Source organism: Advenella sp. RU8 (genome assembly GCF_048381675.1).
In the GTDB taxonomy this organism is placed as follows: domain Bacteria; phylum Pseudomonadota; class Gammaproteobacteria; order Burkholderiales; family Burkholderiaceae_B; genus Advenella.
Genome location: NZ_JBLWIS010000001.1, coordinates 523,007 through 531,145, shown reverse-complemented (window position 1 = coordinate 531,145; position 8,139 = coordinate 523,007). Strand labels below are relative to the sequence as shown.

Sequence of the window (8,139 nt, the reverse complement as noted above, 5' to 3'; positions counted from 1 at the left end):
GGTTTTGTTTGTCAACAACTATTTTAAAGTATTTTTAAAACCGTTCTTTTTAAACTATCTAGCTAACCGCACCAGATTTACCTGCCCCACGTTGCCACCGCCTAATCAAAGCTTAGATTAACACACTGACTTCGTTTCGCTTTTCGCTGCTTGGCATTTAAGGGTAAACCCTAGTGCTGTTGCTGCGAAAGAATGAACTATAGCATGATGATTTCATTTTCCGCAAACTTTTGTGGTTATTATCTTTACGGAAATAACCACATAAAAACCTATCCTATTGATTAGATTGAATATATATAAAAACAAAGTTTGTAGTGTTTTTACATCACAGGAATTTAACTACCATTTCCGTTTATTCACTTATCGATTAAAAGCATGTGAATTTTACGCATTGGCCCACCCATTCATAGATGGCCCTACCCTTCTTGTACTTTCTTGTACTTATTTAGCATCCAAAACAATCAAAATATCACGCGTCAAATTACAACACAGATATTTACAGCCAAATTACAGTCAGACTGTCATTTTATTTTCAATTCTGCGCAGTTAATTTTGTGGCTTGCTCATAACTGCCATGATTAATTACATTGACATAGCCCATCTTCAACAAAACCTGCCTAGCGATCTCAGCGCGACGCCCACTCCTGCAATACAAGTTAATAGGCATACTCCTGTCTTGCGTAACAGACATAATTTCCGAGCCTAGGTCCTGATATTCGATATTAATCGCATTACTCAAATGACCCGACGCAAATTCAGCGGGTGTACGTACATCAATCCAAATTGACTCCTGTTTTTTATTTTGTACCACCGGCGCAATATCTGTCTGCGCATAAGTAAAGGTTGTCGCACCAGGTGCTAACAATACTATTACAGCCAGCATGGAATATTTTAATTTAACAATCATGACCATATTATCCCGTTAATTAACGAACTTTATCAAAGAGCCATAACCCTCGGCTTCCATTCTATCCAGGGGAATAAAACGCAGGCTCGCACCATTAATACAATAACGCAATCCACCCCGATCTTTTGGCCCATCCGGGAAAACATGCCCTAAATGAGAATCCGCTATTTTGCTACGCACTTCTATACGCTGCATGTTATAACTCAAATCTGTATGCCTGGTTACCGCATTTTCATTGATTGGCTTGGTAAAACTTGGCCAACCACAACCTGAGTCATATTTTTCCCTGGAACTGAACAAAGGCTCATTACTTACAATATCCACATACAGGCCCGGTTCGAACAAATTATCATACGCATGACTAAAAGCGAACTCGGTACCATTTTGCTGGGTAATGCGATATTGCTCTGCTGTTAACTGTTGACGCAATAAGCTATCTTCAGGCTTTTGAAAATCTTCCCACACCGCTGCCTCAGATACTTTAGCTTGCTTTTCCAGCGGAATATCTGCCTTACTCAAATCAATATGACAATATCCATTGGGATTTTTAGCCAAATAATCCTGGTGATACTCTTCCGCATCAAAGAAATGCACTAAGGCCAGGTTTTCAACAACCAAAGGCTTGCGATATTTTTTCTGTTCATTAGCCAAAGCAGCCTGAATAACCGATTGCTCTGCAGGATCAGTAAAATATACCCCGGTTCGATATTGAGTACCCCTATCATTACCCTGCTTATTCAGGCTGGTAGGATCAATAACCCTGAAATAATACTCCAGGATATCAGGTAAACTCAGCCGGTCCGCATCGTATGTAATCTTGACGGTTTCAGCATGACCTGTTTGCCTGTAAATGACATCTTCATAGCTTGGGTTTTGGGTACGGCCATTTGCATAACCAGACACCGCATCAATAACACCGGGAATACGTTCAAAATAGGCCTCCACTCCCCAAAAGCAACCTCCAGCCAGATAAATGGTTTTCGGGTTCATGGCCACAGAAGCCGTATCCCTGACGGGTTTGTAAAACGGCTGAGCGATTTTCTTCAAGTCTGATTGTGGATCCTGAACCAAGGCCAATGCCTGATCACGATGCAAACTACCTTTGATAACGCGTACCAAGCGTTTATCTTTATCAAATAATGCCCAACTAGGGTACACCGCAACACTGGTGCTTTTGAGCACTTTGCCTTTTGGATCCAACAAGACCGGCAATTCAGGGTAATTTAAACCGGCATACCATTCATTGAAATCTGTTAACGGTTTTTCTCCTAGTTGACCGGGAGAAACAACAGAAACCAGATTAACATTTTCAAAGCCCTTGTCTTGCACCCAGGCCTGAGTCGTGCCCAACTCTGACAAGCACAGCGGACACCAGCTCGCCCAAAGCTTCACCAAAGTTGGCTTACCTTCTTCAATCCATTGTTTAGCCAAGCGACCTTTACCGTCCTGTAAAGTCAATAAATGCTGAAAACCAGCAGCATCATTGGCGTGAACCTTGCCTGAGCCAAAACTTAATATGGTCATCATTAATATTAAAAAACCGAAGAAAAACACTTGATCAGAATAGTGCTGCCTGGCTTTCATGCGCAAACCCTCAAAATAATGGAATATGTCTTCTTGAGTATGATCAGTTTTATAATAAGTTGTTCAAGGTAGTTGAGGATTTAAACAAATAAAGTTGAAACAAAATGATTCAACAACACAGCAATACGTCATTAGTTAGTAATCTGCCTGCGCCATCTTTTAGCCGCATCACGCTCTGGCTCTTGCCGGTGATGCAAGTACAGTCTGGGCATGTGCTCACAAGAAAATGCCTTACTATAGCTAAGTCGAAGAGATAGATCACCAGAGCCCGGGCTGTTACTTTTGACCTAGATTGGTCTGGCTATCTCTGCAGTAATTAATTTTCTTAACCGACACAGAAAGACCAGAAGATTGATGCCAGCACCCAGCATTGCCTTACAAAGGAGAGAGGGAGAGTGAAAGAAATATTTACCAGGTTGATAAACGGATATTTGACAGGCCCACAAGGAGTGTTGACAGAAAGACACTAAAATTTCATGATTTTCATCATACCAGGGCCAACTGGCATGCTCAGCCCGCAACCCCGCTCATGATTTTAAAAGAGCCGGGCGGGCGGTAAACGATTGAAATGGCGCAAATGTATACTCACTTGGATGCAGACCATATTGCAAACTATGCCAGCGCGACCGAATTCATGACACACTTATGCCACACTAAACTTACAGGCAATAAAAAAGCCGCTTGAAGGAGCGGCTAATTTATTGAATCTAAAGGTATTTTTGGTCCCCCCGACTGGACTCGAACCAGTGACCAAAGGATTATGAGTCCTCTGCTCTAACCAACTGAGCTACAGGGGGATAATCTAAGCAAAGGATTATACACCCTTTGCCCTACAAGCTTTCCTGAATTATTCATTACATTCAGAAAGATCAGTATTAAACCACATTTATTACTGATTTTCAAGAAAGCTTTTAAGTTTATCAGCTCGGCTTGGATGACGCAATTTTCTTAAGGCCTTCGCTTCAATCTGGCGAATGCGTTCACGGGTTACATCAAACTGCTTACCCACTTCTTCAAGTGTCTGATCAGAGCTAATGCCAATACCAAAACGCATTCTTAACACTTTGGCTTCACGAGGAGTCAGGGAGTCAAGAACTTCCTTGAAGGCATCACGCATTGAACCATACAGCGCTGAATCAGAAGGTGCCAGTGTAGCGCCGTCTTCAATAAAATCGCCCAGGTGTGAATCATCATCATCACCAATTGGCGTCTCCATGGAAATAGGCTCTTTGGCGATTTTCAGGATCTTGCGGATTTTGTCCTCGGGCATATCCATTTTCTGGGCCAGCGTTGCCGGATCAGGCTCTACGCCAGTTTCTTGCAAAATCTGGCGGTTGATACGATTCATCTTGTTAATGGTTTCAATCATATGAACCGGAATACGAATCGTACGGGCCTGATCAGCAATAGAACGCGTAATTGCCTGGCGAATCCACCATGTTGCATAGGTAGAGAATTTATAGCCACGGCGGTATTCGAATTTGTCCACCGCCTTCATCAGACCAATATTGCCCTCTTGGATGAGATCCAGAAACTGCAAGCCACGGTTGGTATATTTCTTGGCAATTGAAATAACCAGACGCAAGTTAGCCTCGATCATTTCGCGCTTGGCTTTTTTGGCCTTGGCTTCACCCGTTACCATGCGCTTGTTAACTTCCTTAAGATCCTTGATTGGCAAAATGACGGATGTTTCGAGGTCAATAAGTTTTTGCTGGATTTCATGGATATCAGGAATTGAACGCTCAAGGGTAGCGGCATAAGAAGGATTTTTTGCCACTTCCTGATGAACCCAATCCAGATTGGTTTCATTGCCTGGAAACGCCTTGATAAAATAAGAACGCGGCATACCAACACGATCAATACATGTATGCAAGATCGTACGCTCAAGCAAGCGCACTTCTTCGACCTGGGCACGCAAAGAGTCAGCCAGGCGCTCAACCATCTTAGCGGTAAAACGCACACCGATTAACTCATCCAGAATAGCCTGCTTGGCCTCCATGTATTCGGGTGATTTATAGCCACCCTCTTCATATATGGTTTTCATGCGACCAAACCAGTGTTCGACAATATCGAACTTGGCAAGCGCCTCATCACGCAGCGTCTCTATCTGACGACTACTCATGCCACCAGCGGGTACATCCTCATCTTCTTCTTCCACAACGCCAGAGCCGGCATATTCTTCACCGTCTTCAGATAACAGGCCATCAACGACCTCGTCAATTTGAGCCTGGCCATCACGCACACGCTGGATGTGATTCAGAATTTCGTTGATGGTTGTAGGACAAGCAGCAATTGCCATGACCATATGCTTCAGGCCATCTTCAATTCGCTTGGCGATTTCAATTTCGCCTTCCCTGGTCAACAACTCTACCGTACCCATTTCACGCATATACATACGGACCGGATCGGTTGTTCGACCAAAATCGGAATCAACCGTTGTCAATGCCGCTTCAGCTTCATCTTCAACATCATCATCCGCAGTAGCCATTGTTGCGTTATCATTAAGCAGCAATGCCTCGGCATCTGGGGCCTGGTCATAAACCGAAATACCCATATCACCAAAGGTACTGATAATGCCATCAATAGCTTCGGCATCTACAAGGTCATCAGGCAATTGGTCATTGATTTCACTGTAAGTAAGATAACCACGATCTTTACCCAGCTTGATCAACTGCTTAAGCCGATTACGGCGTGCTTCTAGCTCTTCAGCTGAAAATGGTCCTCGAGTACCACCTGTCACGATATCTTTGGCATCTTTACCACGTTTACCACGTTTTACAGGCTTAAGCTCTGGAACTTCTTCCACCTCGTCATCACCAGTATCGAGGAAATCGTCCTCATCATTCTTGGGCTTGGACGGACGGCCAGGCTTACGACCGCCAGAAGCGGAAAACCTGGAGCTTTTTTCTGAGAGACTCTCATCATCTTGAAAATCATCATCAAAATCACTCAGTGAATCATCCATGTCAAGATTTTTACTGGGAACACGAGTCTTTGTCGTTGCGTCTTTAATTGATTTAGCCACCGTATTACTTGCTGCCTTATTAACTACTTTTGAAGATATGGACGCATCCCCCTGAGATTGCCCTTCTGTTTTTACAGTTGAAGGCGCCCCGGTTTCGGATGCAGCAGATTCTGGTTTAATTATGCTTTTTGTGTCAAGCTTTGCCTTGGATGGACTCTTGCTTACAGTTTTTGTTGCTGTTTTTTTTACTGCTGTCTTGGTAGAAGTCGGCTTACTACTGTCTTTGATCATATTAGATTCCGAAAGTGACAAAACAACCACAAAACAACACTAACTTATGAATTTTTTATAAAAAAAGCTATAAATTAGAATTGGCGAAAAAGCATGAACAACCGATTATTGTACATCATTTATCGTTTTACCACACGACCCAAAAATAAAATACGTTTATTCAATGCCTTGTAACGTTGGCGGGCCGATTCGGAATTCAATCCTTCCTGAACCAGTTTTGCCTGCTCAGTGCGTAAGGTATCCATTTCGATACGCTGCAATGCATCATTCCACTCATCCAGCGGATGAGGCAATTCTTCCATGCTGATTGTTTCCACAGAAATGGAAGACAAAATAGAATGCAGGTCAGAGCCTTCTTCAGAGGCCTGCAACAATGCACCCATATGTCGTGCACCACTTGAAATTGCTAACGAAATAAACTCACGTACCAATGCAAGATGGGGACTATGACTCAAAACTTCAAGCTGCTGATCTGCAATTTGATCAACCAGCGCAGGATGTATGGCCAATAAACGCAATAACCTTTTGGCCAAGGGAGTTACCTGTTTGGCGGAACTTTTCTTAGGATTAATGGCGAAAGGCTTTTTTTTCTCCATCTGCGGCAGCGAAAACTCATCAAAGGGCTCACTGTCAAAGATTTCATTAAACCCGTCAAAACCAGAAGCCTCAAAAGATGGCATTGCCTGACTTTGCGCCACCACAGGCTGTAATGCCCCAGGAGCACGTAAAGCAGTTTCATCCTGATAAAGGGCAAGGTCTTTCAGCAACTCTTCCGTAGTCAAGGAAACCAGCCTGGCAAAATCATGGGCTATCTGGGTTTTGATGCCAGACTCAGGGATTTGTGTAATTAAAGGCCTTGCCTCATGCAGGCAAGCTGCCCTGCCCTCCGCCTCATTCAGCGGATGGCGTTCAGCCAGTGTGTGCAACATGAAGGAAGACAACACGACGGATTCCTGCACTTTTTCCCTAAAAGCATCGGCACCGAATTCACGAATATAAGAATCGGGGTCATGCTCTGACGGCAAAAACAGAAAGCGAATTGAAATATCGTCTCGCAACAATGGCAGACAAGCTTGTAATGCTCGCCAGGCTGCTTTCTTTCCCGCGTTATCCCCGTCGAAGCTGAAAACGATCCGGTCACTTGCCCGGATCAATTTCTGTATATGCTGGGGAGTTGTCGCAGTACCAAGCGTTGCCACGGCATTATCCATGCCTTGTTGAGACAAGCCAACCACATCCATGTAGCCTTCCACCACCAGCACAAAACCTTCAGCGCGGATACCTTGGCGGTTTTCCCATAGGCCGTACAATTCCTGCCCCTTGGAGAAAACAGGGGTCTCGGGGGAGTTAAGGTATTTTGGCTCACCCTTGCCAATAATGCGCCCGCCAAAGCCGATTAATTTCCCCTTTGCATTGAAAATGGGAAACATGATCCGTTCACGGAACCGGTCATAACGACGACCATCTTCCGACTCTATGACCAAACCGGACTCAACCAAAAGAGGTGCTTCGTAATTAGCAAAAACCGCTTTAAGCCCCTGTCGGTTAGTACCAGACCAGCCCAAGCCAAAGCGCTTGGCAGTCTGGCCGCTTAAGCCGCGCTGCTTTAAATACGCTATGGCCTGTGTACTGCTTCTTAATTGGGACAAATAAAAGGAATGCGCCTTTTCAAGCACCTGCTGATGCAGCATGGTTTCGGCCTGTTTTTGCTTGACCTGCTTCTGCTGAAATGGACTACGCTGTTCTTCAGGCACAACCATACCCACCGAGCCTGCCAGGGATCGGACTGCTTCCGGAAAGCTAGCCCCGGTATGTTCCATCAGAAAAGTAATGGCGGTACCATGCGCCCCACAACCGAAGCAATGATAAAACTGCTTGGTGGGACTGACCGTAAATGAAGGGGATTTTTCGTTATGAAAGGGGCACAGGCCAAGTAAATTGGCCCCGCCCTTTCTTAACTGAACATACTTGCCAACCACATCGACAACGTCAACGCGGGCCAGCAAATCCTGAACAAAACTTTCAGGAATCAATATAAGCGTGGAGGCAGTTGCTGACTACGAATGCGTTTGTAGTGACGCTTAACAGCAGCGGCGTGTTTACGCTTGCGCTCTGCAGTTGGTTTTTCATAGAATTCGCGTGAACGCAATTCTGTTAGCAAACCAGTTTTTTCAATAGTGCGCTTGAAGCGACGCAATGCAGCCTCGAATGGCTCATTTTCTTTTAATCTTACTTGTGGCATGTATATGAAAGCAATTAAGCTCAGTTAATGGTAAATAAAAATTAGCCTGATAAATAAAATCACATAACGCTGTTGGCAGGCTATGCCAAGTATAAGGGTTTCGCCATGCTTAACTTTACGTTATGGGTATGATTTTATCTATTCCCAACT

The 8,139-nt window shown here is 44.3% G+C and carries 5 protein-coding genes and 1 tRNA gene; all 6 read right to left on the bottom strand.

Annotation, left to right across the window (positions count from 1 at the left end; translation table 11 throughout):
• Positions 1-532: 532 nt before the first annotated feature.
• The 6 genes from ACM5Q9_RS02485 to rpsU all read right to left on the bottom strand — a co-directional run bounded on the left by ACM5Q9_RS02485 (position 533) and on the right by rpsU (position 7,989).
• The gene (locus ACM5Q9_RS02485) at positions 533-907 is read right to left on the bottom strand and encodes a rhodanese-like domain-containing protein (protein WP_418143139.1); all 375 of its coding nucleotides are present in this window, start codon (positions 905-907) and stop codon (positions 533-535) included.
• A 15-nt stretch (positions 908-922) separates the two neighbouring features.
• Positions 923-2,434 (bottom strand): bifunctional peptide-methionine (S)-S-oxide reductase MsrA/peptide-methionine (R)-S-oxide reductase MsrB, encoded by a 1,512-nt coding sequence (gene msrAB, locus ACM5Q9_RS02480; protein WP_418143138.1) that lies wholly within the window; start codon positions 2,432-2,434, stop codon positions 923-925.
• Positions 2,435-3,211: 777 nt separating this feature from the next.
• Positions 3,212-3,288 (bottom strand) — tRNA-Ile (locus tag ACM5Q9_RS02475).
• 92 nt (positions 3,289-3,380) lie between these two features.
• Positions 3,381-5,747 (bottom strand): RNA polymerase sigma factor RpoD, encoded by a 2,367-nt coding sequence (gene rpoD, locus ACM5Q9_RS02470; RefSeq protein ID WP_418143137.1) that lies wholly within the window; start codon positions 5,745-5,747, stop codon positions 3,381-3,383.
• Between the two features lie 119 nt (positions 5,748-5,866).
• Positions 5,867-7,780, bottom strand: a complete 1,914-nt coding sequence (gene dnaG / locus ACM5Q9_RS02465) for a DNA primase (RefSeq protein ID WP_418143136.1) — start codon at positions 7,778-7,780, stop codon at positions 5,867-5,869.
• The gene (gene rpsU / locus ACM5Q9_RS02460) at positions 7,777-7,989 is read right to left on the bottom strand and encodes a 30S ribosomal protein S21 (RefSeq protein ID WP_169294755.1); all 213 of its coding nucleotides are present in this window, start codon (positions 7,987-7,989) and stop codon (positions 7,777-7,779) included. Before rpsU ends, dnaG begins: the two co-directional genes overlap by 4 nt.
• Positions 7,990-8,139: the final 150 nt, after the last annotated feature.